Genomic DNA, 19,126 nt, shown 5'->3' on the forward strand with positions numbered 1-19,126 from the left:
CGCTCGCGTTCCCGGGTGGATGGTCTATAAGGCCCTCTGATCCCAACGAAATTCATTACTTTCGGCCGATGGCTCCATCGCAACAGGCGAAATCGTTCAAATCTGTCCGTGGCTTGCTGGCAGGGCTGGCAGCCGGCCTCTGCCTGCTCGCAGGCCCACCCGGCGCCAACGCCCAGGCTCCGGCGAAGCAGCCGCCTGCAGCCCCACAGGCCACTCCGCAGGTCGCGCCCCAGGCGGCCCCCCAGGCCGTGCCCGGGTTCTGGGACCCGCGCCGGCGCCCGGAGCGACCGGACCTGTCGCGCCTGACCGTGATCCGCTTCCTGACCGAGACCGACTATCCGCCGTTCAACTACACCGGCGCCGACGGCAACCCGGCCGGCTTCAACGTCGACCTCGCCCGCGCGCTGTGCGAGGAGATCAAGGTCACCTGCACGGTGCAGATGCGCCGCTTCGAGACGCTGGTCGATGCGCTCACCTCCAACCGGGGCGACGCCATCATCGCCTCGATGGCGGTGAGCCCGCAGCTGCGCGCCCGCGTCGACTTCACCGATCCCTATTACCGGGTGCCGGCGCGCTTCGCCTCGCGCAAGGATGCGGTGATGCCGGAGATCCGCCCGGAATATCTCGAAGGCAAGAAGGTCGGCGTCATCGCGGGCTCCGCACATGAGGCGTATCTGAAGGCGATGTTCACCGACGCCGAGCTGCACCCCTATTCGAGCGACGACGCGATGCGTGCCGCGCTGCGCAAGGGTGAGGTCGACTTCATCTTCGGCGATGCCATCTCGCTGGCGTTCTGGATCAACGGCACGGATTCCGGCGATTGCTGCGCCTTCTCCGGCGGCCCCTTCGTCGAGAGCCGCTTCTTCGGCGAAGGCATCGGCATCGCCGTCCGCAAGGGCAACGACGTGCTGCGCCAGGCCCTGAACTGGGCCCTGTTCCGCGTCTGGGAAAAAGGCCGCTACACCGATCTGTGGCTGCGCTATTTCTCGGTGAGCCCGTTTTAGTTTCGTATGCTGCTTTCAATCCTCATCCTGAGGAGCTTGCGTAGCAAGCGTCTCGAAGGATGAAAGCCCCGCCGGTGGCCTCGCCCTTCGAGACGCGCGCGAAGAGCGCGCTCCTCAGGGTGAGGGTCTGACACTGCCCCACAAAATTGCATTCTGCCTGGAAATCGCTATTTTCCGCGGCCCGGAGGCCCCTGATGTCCGTTATCGATCTTGCCGCAAATCCGAGCGACCTGCGTGCGCTCGCCGAACAATCCAACGCCTGGCCGTTCGAGCAGGCAAAGGCCATTGTCGCGCGGCTGAAGAAAAGCCCGAAGGACGAGGTGCTGTTCGAGACCGGCTACGGCCCGTCAGGCCTGCCGCATATCGGCACGTTCGGCGAGGTCGCGCGCACCTCGATGGTGCGCCATGCCTTCCGCGTGCTGACCGAGGACAAGATCAAGACGCGCCTGCTCGCCTTCTCCGACGACATGGACGGGTTTCGGAAAGTGCCCGACAACGTCCCCAACAAGGAGATGCTGGCCGCGCATCTCGGCAAGCCGCTGACGCGGGTGCCGGATCCGTTCTCCAACGAGTACCCGTCGTTCGGCGCGCACAACAACGCGCGCCTGCGCGCGTTTCTGGATCATTTCGGCTTCGACTACGAGTTCGCGAGCTCGACCGACTACTACACCTCAGGCCGCTTCGATGCGACGCTGCTGAAGATGCTCGCCGCCTACGACAAGGTGATGGCGATCATCCTACCGACGCTCGGCCCCGATCGCCGCGCGACTTACTCGCCGTTCCTCCCCATCAGCAAGACCACGGGTGTCGTGCTGCAGGTGCCGATGATCCGCCGCGACGTCGCGGCCGGCACGGTGACCTATGTCGATCCTGATACGAACCAGGAAGTCGAAACGCCCGTCACCGGCGGCAACGTCAAGTGTCAGTGGAAGGCCGACTGGGCGATGCGCTGGGTCGCGCTCGGCGTCGACTACGAGATGGCCGGCAAGGACCTGATCGACTCGGTGAAGCTCTCCGGCGCGATCGCGAAGGCGCTCGGCGCCACGCCGCCCGAGGGCTTCAACTACGAGCTCTTCCTCGACGAGAAGGGCCAGAAGATCTCGAAGTCGAAGGGCAACGGCCTCACCATCGACGAATGGCTGCGCTACGCCTCGCCGGAATCGCTGTCGCTGTTCATGTACCGCGAGCCGAAGGCGGCCAAGCGGCTGTATTTCGACGTCATCCCGCGCAACGTCGACGACTATCAGCAGTTCATCGATGGCTTCCCGAAGCAGGACGACAAGCAGCAGCTCGGCAATCCGGTCTGGCACATCCACAACGGCAAGCCGCCGCAGGGCGACATGCCCGTCACCTTCCAGCTGCTGCTGACGCTGGTGTCGTCGTCGAACGCGGAGAACGCCGAGACGCTGTGGGGTTTCATCGGCCGCTATCGTCCCGGCGTGAGCCCGCAGACGCATCCGAAGCTGGACGCGATGGTCGGCTACGCCATCAACTACTACCGCGATTTCGTCGCGCCGACGAAGCAGTTCCGGGTGCCGACCGACACCGAGCGCGCGGCGCTGCAGGATCTGCGCGATGCGCTCTCGCAGCTTCCGCAGGACGCCTCGGCCGAGGACATCCAGAACGTCGTCTACGAGATCGGCCGCCGCGAGCCGTTCCTCGACCAGTTCAAGAAGGGCAAGGACGGCCGCCCCGGCGTCACGCTCGACTGGTTCAACATGCTCTACCAGGTCCTGCTCGGCCAGGAGAAGGGCCCGCGCTTCGGCTCCTTCGTCGCGGTGTACGGCGTGCAGAACGCGGTGAACATGATCGACGGCGCGCTGGCAAGGAGTGCGTGAGGCGTCGGGTCTCAATTGTAAGCGACCCCCATCTCCCCAACGTCGTCCTGGCGAAAGCCAGGACCCATAACCACCGTCGGATGTGGTTACGGGGACTCGGAGTTGCCAACTCGCACGACGACTTCTCCCTGGGGTAATGGGTCCTGGCTTTCGCCAGGACGACGATGAATTGCCCCCCTCAAATCGAGCGCAGCACGTAGCGCCGGTTGTCCTTCTGCACCGGGCGCGCGTTCATCGGGTAGAGCTTTGCGAAGGCGGCGATATCAGTGGCCGACACCTGGATCGGCGTGGTCAGCAGCAGCCATTCGACCACTTCCGAGCAGGGCGGCGTCGTCAGCGAGCCGGGATAGCGGTAATAGCTGAGCTTCGTTGGCAGCATGGCGAGCGGATCGATGCTCGCATCCGCCTTCACCGCCGGCCCTTCCGTCGTCGGCATGGTTTTGACGATCTTGCCGAAGGCCGGGTTCGGCTTGCCCTCCGCCATCAGCACGCCGACCACGGCGAGCCCGCCGGCATCGTTGCGATGGACGAAATGCGCCTCCATCGGAAAATTCTTGCCGCCGATCATGTGCTCGCTCGGCCGGTGGAAGTGCACCTGGAGCAGCTTGTATTTGACGTCGCCGAGCGTGAGCGTGCTGCCCTCGGCGAAGTTGAGCTGGATCGTGTGCCCGTTGTTGACGATAGTGTCGGCGCTCTTGCCCCAGTTCAGCTTCAGCGCCGGCAATTGCGATTTCACGGCCGACTCGATGTCGATCGGCGATTGTTGCAGGCCGACCGCGCAGGCCTTGTTGGCCGCATCGAGCTCGCCCCATTTGCCCGGACCGCCGGCACCTTCATAGCTCCAATGCACGCCTTCGGCGGCGAAGGCCGGCTTGCACAACGGACAAAGCGCAAGACCCGCGAGCGCTTTCAAGGCGTGACGGCGATTCATCGTAGTCCCCCTCAGATCAATTCGATCGGCAATTTCGCGCGCAAGCTAGGCGAGAGGGACGGTGAGTCGCAATGGCCATCGCGCGTTGAATCTATTGGCTCGCCCACACGATCCTTGCGATCCATGCGACCTCGCCGGTCGCCATCGTGCGCTCGGCCAGCGAGGCATCGAGCGGCTGCAATTCCAGCGCCTTTGCCGTGCGGCGCTTCAGGGTTGCGACAGTCACCTCGCCCGCTTTGGTCTTCACCACGACACGGTCGCCCTTGCGGATCGCTGTGCCGGGCGAGACCAGGATGACGTCGCCGTCGCGATAGGTGGGCGCAAGCACATCGCCCGCGATCTCCAGCGCAAAGGTCTGGCTGTTCTCGGGAATAGGAAGCGCGACTTCGGTCCAGCCATTGCCCGATGGAAGGCCGGATTCGTCGAAGGCGCCGCTCGCGCCGGCCAGCGCGAGGCCGAGCAGCGGCACTGATCGGCCGTCGCCTGCCTCGTCGCCGATCAGCCTTGCAAAGGTGTCGATGGAGTCGCCGGTCGCCGCCAGCGCTTTCGCGATCGATTCGGTCGAGGGCCAGCGCTCGCGGCCGTCCGAGGTGACGCGCTTGGATCTGTTGAAGGTGGTGGGGTCGAGCCCGGCGCGCTTGGCAAGGCCGGACGGTGACAGGCCGGCACGCGCCGCCAGCCGATCCAGCGCGACCCAGATCTGGTCGTGAGTCAGTATCCTCTGCGCTTTGGCCTGTCTGACCATGGAAGGTCCAGCCCGTCGCAACTCAGGAAAACTGTCCTCAAATCAACCGGTTTTCCGTTTTTTACGCAAGGGGTGGCGGGAAAGTGGTTGTCGCGCGCAGGGAATACCCGTGCGTGGCACGGAAAACGCGTCAAAACAGGAATCTGGAGTCCCGTTCCGATTTCATCGGGACGGAATTGGCTCTAAGTCTTGAGTTCGGAAGGGGCGGCCTTTACGGTCGCGCCGGGGTTTCAGGGACCCCAACAGACGAAAAAACCCAAGAGACTCAAAGAGCTGTCTCAAAAGGGCAAACAGGGCTGCGTAAGCGGTGGTCAAGATCTACAAAATCTGTCCGGCCTCGGCCTGGCGCGAGGCGGAACGGCAGGGCGTGTACCAGGGCAGCGCGGACGATTCGCGCGACGGCTTCATCCATTTCTCGACGGCCGCCCAGGTTCCCGAGACCTTGCGCAAGCACTTCGCGGGGCAGCGGGCGCTGTTCCTGGTCGAGGTCGACGGCGATGCGCTGGGCAGCGACCTGCGCTGGGAGCGCTCGCGCAATGACGAGCTGTTTCCGCACCTCTATGGCGAACTCGATCTCGGTGCGGTGATTTCGGTGATAAACCTCAACATGCGCTCGGACGGCGGTCACGACGTGCCGGAGCTCGCCCCGTGATCCGCGCTTTCGACGCTTTCTCGCTGCCGGTGCTGCGCTGGCTCGATCCGGAGGATGCGCATCGCCTGGCGATCCAGGGCCTGCGTTTCCTGCCGCCGGTCAAGCCGCGCCCTGACGATGCCAAGCTCGCGGTGCGCGCCTTCGGGCTCAATTTTCCCAATCCGGTCGGCATGGCCGCGGGCTTCGACAAGAGCGCCGAGGTGCCGGACGCGCTGCTGCGGCTCGGTTTCGGCTTCGTCGAGATCGGCTCGGTGACGCCGAAGCCGCAGGCCGGCAACCCGCGGCCACGGCTGTTCCGGCTCGAGCGCGACGAAGCCGTCATCAACCGCATGGGTTTCAACAATGACGGTGCGGAAGTCGCGCTGCGCCGGCTCGCTGCGCGCGCGCAGCATGGCGGCATCGTCGGCGTCAATGTCGGCGCCAACAAGGATTCGCCTGATCGTGTCGGCGACTACGTCAAGCTGATCGAGACCTTTGCGCCGGTCGCGAGCTATTTCACCGTCAACGTCTCCTCGCCGAATACGCCGGGTTTGCGAAACTTGCAGGAAGGTGCGCTGCTCGACGATCTCCTCGCGCGGGTGATCGATGCGCGGGAGCGGGTGCGGCAGGAGGCCGGTGACACGCCGGTGCTGCTCAAGATCGCGCCGGATCTCAGCCTCGCCCAGCTCGACGATGTCGTGCAGGTCGCGCGCTCGCGCCGGGTCGACGGCATGATCGTGTCGAACACGACGATCGCGCGGCCGAGCACGCTGCGCGAGGAGATGCGCGCCAGGGAGCAGGGCGGCCTGTCCGGCCGGCCGCTGTTCCGCCTCTCGACGCGGATGGTCGCAGAGACCTATGTGCGCGTCGAGGGCGCGTTCCCCCTGGTCGGTGTCGGCGGCGTCGATTCCGGCGGCGCGGCGCTGACCAAGATCCGCGCCGGCGCCAGCCTGATCCAGCTCTATTCGTCGCTGGTCTACAAGGGCCTCGGCCTCGTCGAGGAGATCAAGCGCGACCTCACCTCGACATTGCTGCGGACAGGGCGGGATTCGTTGTCCGAAATCGTGGGCGCGGATGCCGCGACGCTCACGGCGGAAGACTGGCCGGGGCTGTGAGGCGTGCCCCGGATGCAGCGCAGCGCGCCGCCTTCGGCGTGATGCGCTGCTGATCCGGGGCCCATGTGGCAACGCTCTGGGTCCCGGCTCTGCGCAGCAGCGTTTCACGCTGCAGCGCGTCCGGGACACGCCTGTCATTGGAGGCCCCGTAGCCCGGATGGAGCGTAGCGTAATCCGGGAGCCTGTCCGCGGGCACGAGAACCCCGGATTACGCTGCGCTCCATCCGGGCTACGTTCTTCTATGGTTTCGAAAACGTCGCCCGATACAGCGCAGGATACCTCGCGCCCTGCAATCCGCCGCGCGCGACATAGAACGCGATCAGCGCGCACCACAGTCCGGCATTGCCGAGCGACTGCAGCGCCAGCCAGACGACGAAGAAGATCGCAAGCGATAGCAGCATCAGGTTGCGCATCTCGCGCGCCCAGGTGGCGCCGACATAGATGCCGTCGAAGCCGAACGCGAACACGCCGGGGACCGGCGCGAGCACGATGAACGGCAGGAAGTCGCGCGCGGCGCGGCGGACATCCTCGCTCGCCGTCATGAAGTTGATCAGCGCCGGCCCGAACAGCGCGAACAGCACCGCGACGACAAGCGCGAAGCCAAGTCCCCACAGCAGCACCAGCCGGGTCGAATTCGAAAAGCCATTCGCGTCGCGCGCGCCAAAGGTGCGGCCGCAGAGTTGCTGGGCCGCATTCGCAAGGCCATCGAGGAAGAAGGCGCTGACCAGCAGGAAATTGTTGAGCACGGAGTTCGCGGCAAGCGTGACGTCGCCGGCACGCGCGCCCTTGGCGGTGAAGAACAGGAACACGGCGATCAGCGCCGCGGTGCGGATCAGGATATCGGTGTTGACCGCCAGGAGCCGCATCAGTTTGGCGCGATCGAACAGCGTTGCGCGGGGCACGGCAAAACCGCCGGCGGCGTAGCGTCGGCAGACGATGACGCCGAGGACGAAGCCCGTCGTCTCCGACACCAGCGCGGCAATCGCGGCGCCCGCAATGCCGGTGTCGTAGACCAGCACCAGCAAGATCGTCGCCGCCATGTTGATGAGGTTGATGATGACCTGCAGCAGCAGTGCCGGATTGGCGCGGGCCTGTCCCACCAGCCAGCCGAGGATGACGTAATTGGCAAAGGCGAAGGGCGAGGACCAGATCCGGATCATGAAATAGGTCTTTGCCGCCTGCGTCACACCCGCGCTGCCGCCCATCAGGTCGAACAGCACCGCAGCCAGCGGCAATTGCAGCGCGATCAGCGCCGCGCCGATCAGGCCCGCGACGATGAAGCCGCGCACCAGGACCACGGTCTGCTCGCGCGTCTCGCCGGCGCCGAGCGCCTGCGCGGTGAAGGCCAGCGTGCTCATGCGCAGGAAGCCGAACAGCCAGAACAGGCAATCGAAGATCACGGAAGCCATCGCGACGCCGCCGAGCAGTGCGGCATCATCGAGCCGGCCGATCGCGGTGGTCGAGACCACGCCGATCAGCGGCGTCGTGAGGTTCGCGACCATCGCGGGACCTGCGATGGCGAACACCTGGCGGGAGCCGATTTTGAGCTGAACAGGCGCGTGCATGTCAGAACACGAGCACCATGCCGTCTTCGGCTGCGAGATGCGCGATGTCGTCCAGGCGCGACAGCATGTCGTCGCTCATATGGGTGAGGACGAGCCTCTTGGCGCCGATGTCGGGCAGATGCTGTTCCAAGGTCTTCAGGCTGAGATGGTTCTTGACCACCTTCTCGTACATGTAGGCCTCGGCGATGAAAAGGTCCGCGCCATGCGCCAGCGGAATGAGCGTCTCCGTCCATTCGGTATCGGCGCTATAGGCGAGCGTGCGGCCTTCGGTCTCGACGCGGTAGGCGAGGAAAGGACCGCCGGATTCGCCGTGAACGACCGGGTAGGGTGTCACGGTCACGGCACCAAAGACTTGGCGTTGCTCGGGCGCGAGCTCGACAACGTTGACTTCGAAGCGCTGTTTTGTCTTCGAGGAATGCTCGAACAGCGTCTCCATCACCTGCGTCAGCCGCGTCTCGATGCCTTGCGGGCCCGCGATCGTCAGCGGCCGCGTCCGCCGCGAGAATTGCGCGTCGAGCAGAAAGAACGGCAGGCCGGCAAAATGGTCGCCGTGGAAATGCGTGATCAGGATCAGGTCGATGTCGTTGCGCTCGATCTCGAGGCGCTTCAGCGCCGGCAGGGCCGACGCGCCGCAATCGATCAGGAAGTTCGCCTCCCGCCCCGAGACGTGGAAGCAGGTATTGAGCCTGCCGCCGGAGCCGAAGGCGTCACCGCAGCCGACGAAACGCAGTTGCATCGGCTGCGCACTCCCTGAATCACATCCTTTACCGGCCGCGCGGTGCGCCGAACACGCGCGAGAGCAGCCAGATCGGGATCACGATGACCGCGCCGAGCAGGAAGTAGCGCCACAGCCAGTTGATGGTATCGAAGCCGAGATCCCAGAGCCGCTGGAACAACAGGCGGATGCTGTAGATGATGTTCCAGGGATCGAAGCCGATCGCGGCAAGCACGACGCCGACCAGGATCGAGAGCAGGACCAGGCGAAACGCGACCGCCAGCGGCGAGCCGCCGAGAAAGCGGTTCAGGCCGTCGCTGCGGCCGGCCGGCAAATCTCTGACGTCTTGGACCATCGCAAACTCCTCGGGCGGATTCGACCCTATTATAGGGCACGGCGGGGGACATGGGGAACCCGCAACGAGGCGTCAATCGGGTTACGGGAGTTTAATTCGGGCTTCGATTGTGGCGCGCTGCTGCCCGCGGGCTCCTTAACCTCTCCCGCGCTTGTCCGCCGAAGCCTTGGCGAAGGCGGATGCGGGAGAGGTCGGCGCGTCCCGGGCGATGCGAAGCATCGTCCCGCGCGCCGGGTGAGGGTTCTCTCCTCTGGGGGAGTGTCCCAATGCGGAGATACCCTCTCCCCAACCCTCTCCCGCAAGCGGGAGAGGGAGCACACCTTTACCCTGGCAACGATCGAGCCTCGCACACTTTCACACCTCGATCTCCGCCGGCTCCGCCTTCAACATCCTCTCCAGCGTCTCCAGCCGATCGGCCTCCCGCGGCGGCTTGTCCCAGCGCAGGCGGCTGATGCGGGGAAAGCGCATGGCGATGCCGGATTTGTGCCGCGGCGAGCGCTGCAGGCCCTCGAAGGCGACCTCCAGCACCAGCCCCTTGTTGCCCTCGTGCACGACATGGCGCACGGGACCGAATTTTTCCGTGGTGTTGCGGCGAACGAAACGGTCGATCTGGAGCAGCTCCTCGTCGGTGAAGCCGAAATAGGCTTTTCCAACCGGCACCAGCTCGTCGCCGGCATCGCCTGCGGTCCAGACGCCAAAGGTGTAGTCGGAGTAGTAGGACGAACGCTTGCCGTGGCCGCGCTGCGCATACATCAGCACGGCATCGATGATGTGCGGGTCGCGCTTCCACTTCCACCACTGGCCCTTCGGCCGGCCCGGCAGATAAGGCGCATCGCGCCGCTTCAGCATCACGCCCTCGACCGCGTCCGCATCTTCGCCGGCGCCCGCACTCGCGGGATCAGCGCGCGCGGCGGTCAGCGCCTCCCAGCTAGTGAAGGGGACGGTGGGCGACAGATCGATGCGGGGATCGTCGAGCTTCCTGACGAATGTCTCCAGCCGTTCGCGACGCTCGGCAAAAGGCAGCTCGCGTAGATCGTTCTCGTCGTCGCCGAGCAGATCGTACGCGCGCAGGTGAATCGGAAACTCCTTGATCAGCTTCGGCGAGACGACCTTGCGGTTAAGGCGCTGTTGCAGGACGTTGAAGCTCTGCACGCGGCCCTCGCGCAGGATCAGAAGCTCGCCGTCGATGGCGCCGGGCAGACGCAGCGACGGTACGAGATCAGGAAAGCTCCCCGTGATGTCCTCGCCGGTGCGCGAATAGAGCCGCGCGGTGATGTGGCCGCGGTCGTCGCGGCCGGCGGCCGCCTGCACGCGGATGCCATCCCATTTCCATTCGGCGATGTAGTCGGCGGGATCGAGCGCGGCGAAATCCGCATCCTCGATCGCATGCGCCAACATCACCGGACGGAATGGCGCGGGATCGCGATTGACAGGCTTTTCGCCGCGGCCTTCCAGCCAGGCGAACAGATCGAGATAAGGTGGCGCGAGCCCCGGCCAGATCAGCTCGATCTCGTGCGGGTCCTTGTCACCGAGCGCGGCGGCCGCAGTCTTGGCGAGGCGCGCGGAAATACCGATCCGCAGCGCGCCAGTGACGAGTTTCAAGAGGGCCCAGCGGCCGGTCTCGTCGAGTTCGTCAAGCCAGCGTTCGAGCTGCTTCGGCAACTCGGTCTTGCCGAGCGTGCGCAGCGTGGTGACGACCTCGGTGAGGGTCGGGGGCGGCGGGTTGTTGTGGGCGGCGAGCTCGGCCCTGGGCCACATCAGCGCCACCGTTTCCGAGAGATCGCCGACATAGTCGTAACTCAATCCGAACAGCACCTCATCGGTCCGCGACGCAATCAAATCCCGGATCAGCGCCGGCTTGGCGTGCTTGAAGCTGAGCGCGCCGGTCAGCGCGGCCAGCGCATAGCCGCGGTCGGGATCGCCGACCTCGCGGAAATAGCCGGTGATCAGCCGCAGCTTGTTGTTGCGGCCGGGCTCGTAGGCGAGGCGGTCCAGAAGCTCGGCGAAGCGGTTCATGCTTCGGCCTCGTCTTGAAGCGGCGTCTCGCTCTCCTCCTCGTCGCCATAGCCGACGAGATCGAGCGGCTGCGCTTTGAGGCCCTTGCTCCGGCACCAATGCACCAGCGCATCTTCCTGGCCGTGCGTGACCCAGATCTCGCCGGCGCCGGTCGCCGCGATGGTGGCGGTGAGGCCGTCCCAGTCGGCGTGATCTGATATCACCAGCGGCAGCTCGACGCCGCGTTGCCGCGCCCGGGCGCGCACGCGCATCCAGCCCGAGGCGAATGCGGTGACGGGATCGGGAAAGCGGCGGGTCCAGAGATCGGAGGTCGCCGACGGCGGCGCCAGCGTGATGGTGCCAGCGAGCGCGGCCTTCTTCACGCCCTTCACCGGCCTGAGCTCGCCGAGGTCGATGCCGCGGCTCTGGTAGTATTCGGTGATCGTCTCCATGGCGCCATGCAGGTAGATCGGCGCGTCATAGCCGGCCTGCCGCAGCAGCGCGATCACGCGCTGCGCCTTGCCGAGCGAATAGGCGCCGACGAGATGCGCGCGTTCGGGAAACAGCGCGACGGTGGCCAGCAGCTTCTTCACCTCGTCGGCCGCATCGCCATGCCGGAATACCGGCAGCCCGAACGTCGCTTCTGTGATGAAGACGTCGCATGGCACCAGCTCGAACGGCGCGCAGGTGGGATCGGGGGCGTCCTTGTAGTCGCCGGAGGCCACGATGCAGGTGTCCTTGCACGTCACCGCGATCTGCGCCGAGCCCAGCACATGGCCGGCGGGGTGAAACTTGACGCGGACATCGCCGAGCCGAATCTCCTCGCCATAGCTGATGGCCTGCGTCGAGCCGGCAAAATTCTCGCCGTAGCGCAGCCGCATCATGTCCAGCGTTTCCTGCGTCGCCAGCACCGCGCCATGGCCGGCGCGGGCATGGTCGGAATGGCCGTGGGTGATCACGGCCCGCTCCACGGGGCGGACAGGGTCGATATGGAAGCCGCCCGGCTTGCAGCACAGGCCGGCAGCAACTGGCAGCAGGATGTCTTGCGGACGCATGCCTGATATATAGGTTACGACCCCGCGTCTTCGAGCCACCACACGCTTCCTGGTTCCTAATGCCCCTGCGCCTGTTCCTGACCTCCGGCGATCTCATGGCCGACCGCCGTTTCGAGTTCGCGCGCGACCTCCAGCTCAAGGGCGACCTGCCCGCTGCCGCCGACCTCATCGAGCAGGCGATCGAGCTCGCACCGAAGTTCACCTCGGCCTGGTTCACGCTCGGCGAAATCCGCCTACAGCTCGGCGAGCGCGACAAGGCGATTGCGGCCTTTCGCAAAGCCCGCGATTCCGATCCCGAAGACCAGCACGGCGCCGGCCTGCATCTGATGCGGCTCGGCGATGCGCAAGTTGCGGAAATGCCCAAGGCCTATGTGCAGGCGCTGTTCGACCAATACGCGCCGCGCTTCGAGCACGCGCTGATCAACGATCTCGGCTACCGCGCGCCCGCGCTGATCTTCAAGGCGGTGCTGGCGGCGCGCGTCGCCGCGAAGAAGCCGGCCTTCTTCAAGCGCACCATCGATCTCGGTTGCGGCACCGGGCTCGCGGCCGCCGCCTTCGCCAAGCAAGTGGATCATTTCATCGGCATCGATCTGTCGCCCGGCATGCAGAGCGATCGAGACGAGCTGGAGCCGATACTCTACGCCGCTCTCATCAACTCTATGGTGCAGAATTTCTGGGCGATCTTCCTCGGCTCGGCTTCCGCAGCCGTGGCCGCGGTCATGACTGCGCTCAAGACCGGCGACGTCTGGCTGTGGCCGCTCGCATTTCTGCTGATCGCCATCGGTACCGCGCGCGCGTTCCAGATGCGCGGATACGAGAACCGCGCGCACCCGCTGTCGTTCGAAGAAGCCAAGTATCTGGAGCCGCGCTACTGGATCGGCGCGCTCAGCTATGCGGCTGTGCTCGGCGTGTGGGCCTTCGTCGTCATCTACAACAACGAGGATCCGGTGGCCGACATGCTCGCTGTCGCCATCGGCATCGGCTACACCGCCGGCGGCGCCGCCCGCAATTACGGCCAGCCCCGGGTGATTCAGTGGCACGTCGCGCTCGCCTGCGGTCCGATGTCGCTCGCGCTGCTGCTGCACGGCGGCCCCTACCACGTCGGTCTTGCGATCCTGCTGATGTTCTTCTTCATCGGCTTGAAGAACATCAACCTCAGCCTGCATGCGATCTTCGTCAAGGCTCTGACCTCGAGCTTCCGCGAATCCGCGCTGGCGAGCCAGTTCGACACCGCGCTCAACAACATGCCGCATGGCCTGTGCATGTTCCGCGCCGACAGGCGCCTTGCGGTGATGAACCATCGCTTCGGTGAGCTGATGGGCCTGCCCGAGGATCTGGTCAAGCGCGGCGCCACCGCGGCGGACATCGTGTCGGCCTGCATCGCCGCGGGCTCCATCTCGGCGGAGAGCGGCAACCAGATCCTGGCCGAGATCGCGCATGCGCGGATCTGCGAGATCGTCACCGCCGATCCGGATCCGGCGCGCGGCCGCACGCTGGCCTGGACGTTCCAGCCGATGACCGGCGGCGGCACCGTGCTGCTGCTCGAAGACATCACCGAACGCACCAACGCGGAAGCCCGCATCAGCCATCTCGCGCGCTATGACGAGCTCACGGCGCTGCCGAACCGGGTCTCGTTCCGCGACGAGATCGAGCGGCTGCTGGCCTTTGCCCACCACGCCGAACGGCTCTCGGCGTTGCTGTTCGTCGACCTCGACCAGTTCAAGCAGGTCAACGACACGCTCGGTCATCCCTGCGGCGACCAGCTCCTGTGCGCGGTCGCCAACCGCCTGCGCGAGATGCTGCGTCCCGAAGATTTCGTCGCCCGCTTCGGCGGCGACGAGTTCGTCGTGTTCCAGCAGAACATCTCTTCGGCCGAGGACGCCGCGAGCCTCGCCCGCCGCATCGTCGAGCGCCTGAGCGAGCGCTACCGCATCGACAATCACCTGGTCGAGATCGGCGCCAGCGTCGGCATCGCGCTGACCTCGCCGGACGGCAAGGTCAGCGCCGACACCCTGCTCAAGAACGCCGACATGGCGCTGTACCGCGCCAAGGCCGACGGCCGCGGCACCTTCTGCTTCTTCCGCGACGAGATGGCGGCGACCGTCGAGGCGCGCCGCATCCTCGAGCTCGACCTGCGCAAGGCGCTCGCCAACGAGGAGTTCGAGCTGTTCTACCAGCCGCTGGTCAATCTGAAGTCCGGCAAGATCACGACCTGCGAGGCGCTGCTGCGCTGGAATCATCCGGTGCGCGGCACGGTTTCGCCGGTCGACATCATCCCGGTCGCCGAGGACATGGGCCTGATCGTCGATCTCGGCCGCTGGATCCTGCGCCGGGCCTGCATGGAATGCATGAAGTGGCCGGAGGGCGTCAGCGTCGCCGTCAACTTCTCGCCGCAGCAATTCCACCAGCGCGACGTGCTGAGCGAGATTCGCTACGCGCTGGAGGTCTCAGGGCTTCCGGCGCATCGCCTCGAGATCGAGATCACCGAGTCCTCGTTGCTGCGCAATACCCAGCTCACCCACGATATCCTGTCGCAGCTGCATGCGCTCGGCGTGCGCATCTCGCTCGACGATTTCGGTACCGGCTATTCGAGCCTCAGCTACCTGCACAATTTCCCGATGCAGAAGGTGAAGATCGACCGTTCGTTCCTCGAGGGCATCGACACCGACCGGCCTTTGACGCTGCTGCGCGGCGTGGCGCGGCTGTCGGCCGACCTCGGCATGGCGGTCGTGGTCGAGGGCATCGAGACCAACGAGCAGCTCGAGTTGATCAGCGCCGACGGCACCGTGTCCGAGGCGCAAGGCTATCTGTTCAGCCGTCCGGTGCCCGCCGTGCGGATGCGCCAGCTCCTCAACGCCTCGCATGGACGGCGCGGCGAGAGCCTGCTCCAGGTCGTGGGCTCGCGCTCCTTCGCCTGATTCCGCTTCCCGAAATCTCCCGTCGTTTCAGACTGTTGCCGGGTACCGTAGTGCTACGGGGGGTTAACCCTAACACTTCGATTGCTTTGCTTCATTGTTAAGAAGCTGTTAATAAATCATCACGCGCGTGCAAGTTGTCCCGCGCGGGTTCGGTTTGCGGCGGTGGGTAAGGAGTTGGAATGCAGTCCTCAGCCAGAGCGATCATTTCGGCTGTTGGACGGGGTGCCGAGCTCCTGACCGACGTCGATTATCACCTTGCGGAAACGGCCGCGGAGAAAGAGGAGATCTACAATCTCCGCTATCGCGCCTATCTGCGCGAGGGCGCCGTCAGGGAATCTCCGGACGCGCGCGTCACCGACCAGTATGACGAACTGCCGAACGCGTGGACCTTCGGCGTCTACCTCAAGGGCAAGCTCTGCAGCTCGGTGCGCATCAGCGTGCTGACCTCGGAATGGCGCCAGTCCACCTCGGCCGACGTCTTTCCCGATATCCTGCTGCCACGGCTCGACCGCGGCGAGATCATGATCGACCCGACCCGCTTCGTCGCCGATCCCGACCAGGTCAAGCGCGTCCCCGAATTGCCCTATCTGACGACCCGGCTCGCCTACATGGCGTGCGAGCATTTCCACGCCGATCTCGGCCTTGCGATCGTGCGTCCGGAGCATCAGGCCTTCTACCGGCGGGTGTTCCTGCACGAGACCATTGCCGAGCCGAGGCTGGTCCCCGGTCTCACCAAGCCGTTCGGACTGATGGCGGCGGACTTCCCGACCTTCCGCAGGAAGGTGTTCGAGCGCTATCCGATCATGCGCTCCACCGCCTTCGAGCGGCGCATGCTGTTCGGCCGCGGCGGCCAGCGCCAGATGCCGCAACGGCGGGTGCTGGTGGCGGACGCCGTTCACGCCTGACAGCGCCGCACGCCTGACTGAAGACTGTCGGCAACGCCGGGCCTCAGGCCCAAAATTCAAGCAAAGCCAGCGATTTTGCCGGCTAACGCGGCTTGCCTTCACCCTCGCGCCACATTTACAACCCATTAACCATGACGGTTGCTTTTCGCTGGTTGGGGGCATTTGACCGGCTGACGCAAGGTTCCGTCAAGGTTGACGGAACGTTCGCTTAACCAACCCCCTGTAGACCGGACAGCAGTGGACTAACGTGAGCGTGGAGGCTCCGGAATGAAACATCCTATGCGTATCCTCCAGGGATTGAAGCTGGCCGCGGTGCTTGCCGTCGCGCTGTCGATGGGCGCCTGCGCCAACAAGAATGCTGCGACGGATGCGATGGCCAATGCGGCGACGCCGGGCAGCCAGCAGGACTTCGTCGTGAACGTGGGCGACCGCGTGTTCTTCGAAAGCGACCAGACCGATCTGACCCCGCAGGCGATCGTGACGCTCGAGAAGCAGGCGCAGTGGCTCCAGAGCTATCCGCGCTACTCCTTCACCATCGAAGGTCATGCCGACGAGCGCGGCACCCGCGAATACAACATCGCGCTCGGCGCCCGCCGTGCCCAGTCGGTGCGTTCGTTCCTCGCCTCGCGCGGCATCGATCCGAACCGCATGCGCACGATCTCCTACGGCAAGGAGCGGCCGGTGGCCGTCTGTAACGACATCTCCTGCTGGTCGCAGAACCGCCGCGCCGTCACCGTGCTGAATGCGAGCTCCTGACGCTTTCAGTCAGGCTCCGTTCATCTTCAGAAAACGATCATGCCGGCGCCCTCATGGGCGCCGGTTTCGTTTCAGCTATCTGTGACAGAATCCTCGTGGCGCCAGTCACATTTTTGGCGTACTCCGCTTCGATGTGTGGCGCGTCGTATGTTCCGTCGCAGGCCATTTCGCTTTCGTCGTCAGGGCAAGATGTCATCCAGATTTAAGGTTCTTACCGGCTCCGTGGCGACCGCCGCGCTGCTCTCGTTGTGCTCGCCCGTCCTGGCTCAATCGATCTTGGCTCAGACCGACGATGATCCCGAGATGCGGATCGAGCGGCTGGAGAACCAGCTGCGCCAGCTCACCGGCCAGAACGAGGAACTGCAATACCGCAACCGGCAGCTCGAGGAGCGCCTGCGCGCACTCGAGGGCGGCGCCCAGGCCGCGCCAGGACAGCAGCCAGGACAGCAGCCGGTCCAGCCCGGCGTCGCGGCCGTGCCGCCGGCGCAAGCCGCGCCGCCCTATCGCCAGCAGCAGCAGGCCGTGCAGCCGAATTACGAGCAGCCGCAGATCGCAGCTCCCGCACCGATCGTCCAGGAGCAGCCGGCGCCCGGCGCCCCCGGCACGCGCCGCCGCGGCGATGCCTTCGATCCGAACCAGAATCCGAGCGCGCCCGGCGCGCCACGCGCGCTTGGCGGCGGACAGCAGCCGATGCCGGCGGGAGCCGGCGTGCCCGGCGGACGCAACGCCGGCGACCCGCTCGATCTCGCCAACACCGCCCCGCGCTACCAGCAAGGCGTGCCGCCTGCGGCACAGCCCGGCTATCCGCCGGCCCAGCAGGGCTATCCGGCGCAGGGTGGCGGGACTGGTCTTGCAACGCTGCCGCCCTCGGCGACGCCGCGCGACGAGTTCGACCTCGGCATCGGCTACATGCAGCGCAAGGACTATGCGCTGGCCGAGCAGACGATGAAGAATTTCGCGCAGAAATATCCGAACGACCCGCTGCTCGGCGACGCGCAATACTGGCTCGGCGAGAGCTATTTCCAGCGCCAGCAATATCGCGATTCCGCCGAAGCCTTCCTCGCGGTCACCACCAAATACGACAAATCGGCCAAGGCGCCGGATGCGCTGCTGCGGCTCGGCCAGTCGCTCGCCGCGCTGAAGGAGAAGGAGGCCGCCTGCGCCGCCTTCGGCGAGATCGGCCGCAAATATCCGCGCGCCTCCGCCGGCGTCAAAGCCGCGGTCGACCGCGAGCAGAAGCGGGTGAAGTGCTAGAGCATGATCCGGACCCGAAGGGCCGCGTTAGCGCAAGGTGTGCAGCGGTTTTCCGAAAAGATCATGCTCAAACAAGAGCGATCGCTGACAAAGCGGATGGCGTTGCGCTAAACAGTCGATCCATCCGCGGACGATTGCAGCGTCATGTCAGACGACGACGATTCACCGATCTCGGCGCGTGCGGCGAAGCGGCTCTTCGCCGACCTCAAGGCCGCGCCGGCCCTGGTGCTCGCGGTCTCCGGCGGGCCCGACTCCGTCGCGCTGATGTGGCTCGCGGCACGCTGGCAGCGCAGCCTCTCGCGCGGCCCGCGTCTCACCGTCGTCACCGTCGATCATGGCTTGCGGCCGGAGGCGGCGCGCGAGGCGCGCGAGGTCAAGCGGCTCGCGGCCGAGCTCGGCCTGCCGCACCGGACCCTGCGCTGGCGCGGCGCCAAGCCGAAGGCGGGACTGCCTGCGGCCGCGCGGCAGGCCCGGTACCGCCTGCTGGCGCAGGCCGCGCGCGAGGCCGGCGCGAGCCATGTGCTGACCGCTCATACCCGCGACGACCAGGCCGAGACCCTGTTGATGCGCCTCGTCCGCGGCAGCGGGCTGGCCGGGCTGTCGGCGATGGCGCGCCTTTCGGCGCGCGACGGCATCGTGCTGGCGCGTCCGCTGCTCGACGTTCCGAAGTCGCAGCTGATCGCGACCTTGAAGCGGGCCAGAATCGGCTTTGCCGATGATCCCACCAACCGCGACACCGCCTTCACCCGGCCACGGCTGCGGGCGCTGCTGCCGCAGCTCGCGGCCGAGGGCGGCGACGCCAGGAACCTGGCGCGGCTCGCGGGCAGGTTCGCGCGCGCCAATGCGGCGGTGGAGGTGCTGACTGACGGTGCCGAGCGCTTCCTCCGCTTAAGGGATCGCGACGATGCGCCGCATGGGCCAGGCGCGCGAAGTTTCGACGGGACCGCCTTCGCCGGCCTGCCGGAGGAGGTCCGGCTGCGGCTCCTGCTGCGGGCCATCAATGCGCTTGGGCACGAAGGGCCGGCGGAACTCGGCAAGGTCGAAACTTTGTTGTCCGTGCTCGATCAGGCTCTGGCCGCGGGCCGCCGCGCAGCCGCAAATGGCCGGCCGGTCCTGAAGCAGACCCTTGCGGGAGCCTTGATCAGTCTTGCCGGCGGGCGTATCCACATCGCGCCTGCGCCGGCGCGGCGGTCCCAAAAGGGGACGTGAACGGCGGATGAGGGCGGATCATGACACCGGCCGCTTCCGCTGCACGCCGTCAGGACACCTTAACCAGGCAGGAAAAACCCCGCTTCGGGCGCCATTATTTCAGCGGGAATCGCTCTAAGATGGGCTAAATAGTCC

16 protein-coding genes are annotated in these 19,126 nt (G+C 65.9%); 9 read left to right on the forward strand and 7 right to left on the reverse strand.

Features of this window, described 5'->3' with window-relative positions:
- Positions 1-68: 68 nt before the first annotated feature.
- Positions 69-1,004 carry a transporter substrate-binding domain-containing protein gene (locus ACVJ19_RS15745; protein WP_453948274.1) on the forward strand — a complete coding sequence of 312 codons (936 nt, stop codon included), beginning with the start codon at positions 69-71 and terminating at the stop codon, positions 1,002-1,004.
- A gap of 194 nt (positions 1,005-1,198) precedes the next feature.
- On the forward strand, positions 1,199-2,842 hold the full coding sequence (locus ACVJ19_RS15750; protein ID WP_453948273.1) for a lysine--tRNA ligase: 1,644 nt from the start codon (positions 1,199-1,201) through the stop codon (positions 2,840-2,842).
- Between the two features lie 178 nt (positions 2,843-3,020).
- On the opposite strand, the gene ACVJ19_RS15755 is transcribed toward ACVJ19_RS15750, so the two are convergent.
- The gene (locus tag ACVJ19_RS15755) at positions 3,021-3,773 is read right to left on the reverse strand and encodes a carbonic anhydrase (protein ID WP_453948272.1); all 753 of its coding nucleotides are present in this window, start codon (positions 3,771-3,773) and stop codon (positions 3,021-3,023) included.
- 91 nt (positions 3,774-3,864) lie between these two features.
- Positions 3,865-4,518, reverse strand: coding sequence for a S24 family peptidase (locus ACVJ19_RS15760; RefSeq protein WP_453948271.1), 654 nt, complete (start codon positions 4,516-4,518; stop codon positions 3,865-3,867).
- Positions 4,519-4,825: 307 nt separating this feature from the next.
- Between ACVJ19_RS15760 and ACVJ19_RS15765 the strand changes: the two genes are divergently transcribed.
- Together ACVJ19_RS15765 and ACVJ19_RS15770 are read left to right on the forward strand one after the other, a co-directional pair.
- Positions 4,826-5,170, forward strand: coding sequence for a DUF952 domain-containing protein (locus ACVJ19_RS15765; protein ID WP_453948270.1), 345 nt, complete (start codon positions 4,826-4,828; stop codon positions 5,168-5,170).
- Positions 5,167-6,264 carry a quinone-dependent dihydroorotate dehydrogenase gene (locus ACVJ19_RS15770; protein WP_453948269.1) on the forward strand — a complete coding sequence of 366 codons (1,098 nt, stop codon included), beginning with the start codon at positions 5,167-5,169 and terminating at the stop codon, positions 6,262-6,264. The genes ACVJ19_RS15765 and ACVJ19_RS15770 overlap by 4 nt, the downstream gene beginning before the upstream one ends.
- 239 nt (positions 6,265-6,503) lie before the next feature.
- Here the strand turns inward: ACVJ19_RS15770 and ACVJ19_RS15775 are convergent, their stop codons facing one another.
- The 5 genes from ACVJ19_RS15775 to ACVJ19_RS15795 all read right to left on the reverse strand — a co-directional run bounded on the left by ACVJ19_RS15775 (position 6,504) and on the right by ACVJ19_RS15795 (position 11,949).
- Positions 6,504-7,829, reverse strand: a complete 1,326-nt coding sequence (locus ACVJ19_RS15775; protein ID WP_453948268.1) for an MATE family efflux transporter — start codon at positions 7,827-7,829, stop codon at positions 6,504-6,506.
- Between the two features lies 1 nt (position 7,830).
- On the reverse strand, positions 7,831-8,565 hold the full coding sequence (locus tag ACVJ19_RS15780; protein ID WP_453948267.1) for an MBL fold metallo-hydrolase: 735 nt from the start codon (positions 8,563-8,565) through the stop codon (positions 7,831-7,833).
- A gap of 28 nt (positions 8,566-8,593) precedes the next feature.
- Positions 8,594-8,899 carry a DUF6460 domain-containing protein gene (locus tag ACVJ19_RS15785; protein WP_018644944.1) on the reverse strand — a complete coding sequence of 102 codons (306 nt, stop codon included), beginning with the start codon at positions 8,897-8,899 and terminating at the stop codon, positions 8,594-8,596.
- Positions 8,900-9,253: 354 nt separating this feature from the next.
- Positions 9,254-10,915 carry an ATP-dependent DNA ligase gene (locus ACVJ19_RS15790; protein ID WP_453948266.1) on the reverse strand — a complete coding sequence of 554 codons (1,662 nt, stop codon included), beginning with the start codon at positions 10,913-10,915 and terminating at the stop codon, positions 9,254-9,256.
- The gene (locus ACVJ19_RS15795) at positions 10,912-11,949 is read right to left on the reverse strand and encodes a ligase-associated DNA damage response exonuclease (RefSeq protein ID WP_453955077.1); all 1,038 of its coding nucleotides are present in this window, start codon (positions 11,947-11,949) and stop codon (positions 10,912-10,914) included. Before ACVJ19_RS15795 ends, ACVJ19_RS15790 begins: the two co-directional genes overlap by 4 nt.
- Before the next feature lie 59 nt (positions 11,950-12,008).
- Here ACVJ19_RS15795 and ACVJ19_RS15800 point away from each other — a divergent pair, with 59 nt between their 5' ends.
- From ACVJ19_RS15800 to tilS, 5 genes are all read left to right on the forward strand, one after another.
- Complete coding sequence (locus ACVJ19_RS15800) at positions 12,009-14,867, forward strand: EAL domain-containing protein (RefSeq protein WP_456739394.1); 2,859 nt, start codon at positions 12,009-12,011, stop codon at positions 14,865-14,867.
- Positions 14,868-15,046: 179 nt separating this feature from the next.
- The gene (locus ACVJ19_RS15805; RefSeq protein ID WP_453949995.1) at positions 15,047-15,772 is read left to right on the forward strand and encodes an N-acyl amino acid synthase FeeM domain-containing protein; all 726 of its coding nucleotides are present in this window, start codon (positions 15,047-15,049) and stop codon (positions 15,770-15,772) included.
- A gap of 267 nt (positions 15,773-16,039) precedes the next feature.
- Positions 16,040-16,528 (forward strand): peptidoglycan-associated lipoprotein Pal, encoded by a 489-nt coding sequence (pal, locus tag ACVJ19_RS15810; RefSeq protein ID WP_024337630.1) that lies wholly within the window; start codon positions 16,040-16,042, stop codon positions 16,526-16,528.
- A 189-nt stretch (positions 16,529-16,717) separates the two neighbouring features.
- Complete coding sequence (gene ybgF, locus ACVJ19_RS15815; protein WP_453949996.1) at positions 16,718-17,782, forward strand: tol-pal system protein YbgF; 1,065 nt, start codon at positions 16,718-16,720, stop codon at positions 17,780-17,782.
- A 144-nt stretch (positions 17,783-17,926) separates the two neighbouring features.
- Positions 17,927-18,991 carry a tRNA lysidine(34) synthetase TilS gene (gene tilS / locus ACVJ19_RS15820; RefSeq protein WP_453949997.1) on the forward strand — a complete coding sequence of 355 codons (1,065 nt, stop codon included), beginning with the start codon at positions 17,927-17,929 and terminating at the stop codon, positions 18,989-18,991.
- The last annotated feature ends 135 nt before the right edge of the window (positions 18,992-19,126 follow it).

This window comes from Bradyrhizobium sp. USDA 376 (assembly GCF_054063675.1).